Origin of the sequence: Streptomyces sp. NPDC006265 (assembly GCF_040613555.1) — a bacterium.
Lineage (GTDB): Bacteria > Actinomycetota > Actinomycetes > Streptomycetales > Streptomycetaceae > Streptomyces.
The window spans coordinates 1-1,315 of sequence record NZ_JBEXSH010001440.1; the positions used below are offsets into that span (position 1 = coordinate 1).

Sequence of the window (1,315 nt, forward strand, 5' to 3'; positions counted from 1 at the left end):
GTCCCGGCAGGGGCCTGGCACCGGGGCGGGGGGAGGCGACGGCCTGGGTGCGCAGCCGGGCCAGCGCGAAGGCGGCCCGGGCCTCCTCCAGGCCGTACCCGAGCCGGCCGAGCCGGTCCTGCACGGACGTCAACCGGACGACGGCGGCCTCGTGTTCGCCGCGTGCCGCCCGCACCAGCGCCTCGGCCCGGTCGAGCACGGCCAGGACGCTCTGCCGGCCCAGCCGCAGTGCGTGCGCCCGGGTCGTATCGATGACGTCCTGCGCCTCGCCCGGTTCGCCGATGCGGACCAGGGCCTCGGCGAGGTCGCCGTGCCAGCGGCCGCGCCCGGGGTCGTTGATGCCGAGCCCTTGTTCCAGCTCCCGCACCCGGCGCAGCGAACGGACGGTGCCGGCCGGGTCGCCGGCCACCAACTGGGCGTAGCCCAGCGCCGCGAGGGCCCGGGAGAGGTACATCTGGTCGCCGTCGACCTCGGCGTGGTCGGCCGCCTCCCGGGCCAGGGCCAGGGCCCGGTCGACGTCCCCGGCGGAGGCCTCCGCGAGGGAGGCGAGCATGGCCGAGGCGCCCTCGCCGATCCCGGAGTCCCGGGCCAGCCGCAGGCTCTCGCGGGCCAGGTCCAGGGCGCGGCCGCAGTGCCCGGAGCGCAGTTCCGTGTCGGCGAGGAAGCGCAGGAAGTGCACCTCGCTCTCGACCATGCCGCGTCGGCGCACCTCGCGCAGCAGCGCGGTGATCGTCGCCCGTGCCTCGGGCAGCTGGTCGCTCATGATCAGCCAGCGGAACCGGGCCGACCCGGCGCCGTTGTGGTGGCAGGCCACATAGGGGTCCTGGGGTTCCTGCAGCGCCCGCTTCACGGTCACGGGGGCGTCCGGGTGGCCCATCAGCGTCTCGGTGGAGGCCTGGAAGGACAGCGCCATCAGCTCGGTACGCCGGTCCCCGCCCCGGGCGGCCAGCTCCGCCGCGTGCGCGGCCTCCTGACGGGCCTCGGCGAAGTCGCCCTCGACGACCAGGCCGCGCCAGGCCAGCTGGTAGTGGACCTGGGCGAGCAGGCGTGGGTCGTCGCCCGCGTCGGCCAGGACCTGCGGGAAGACGGCGTCGACGTCGCCGAGCGCTTGGCCGGCCGCCTCGATGACCACCATCCAGGCCCGCACCCGCTCGGTGGGCACGGTGGCACGCGTCAGTACGTCACGTGCGATGTCCCGGGCCAGATCGGCCTCACCGGCGGTGATCGGCACCGTGCTCGCCATCGCGCTCAGCGGTGACGACAAGGGCTCGAAGGGGGCCTCCGGCGAAGGCGGCGGGAAGACCGTCGCCACGGC

General features: G+C 76.0%; 1 pseudogene. It reads right to left on the reverse strand.

Annotated elements, in window-relative coordinates:
* A pseudogene (locus tag ABZ281_RS49625) lies at positions 1–1,225 on the reverse strand (helix-turn-helix transcriptional regulator); the annotation flags it as partial.
* Positions 1,226–1,315 lie beyond the last annotated feature (90 nt).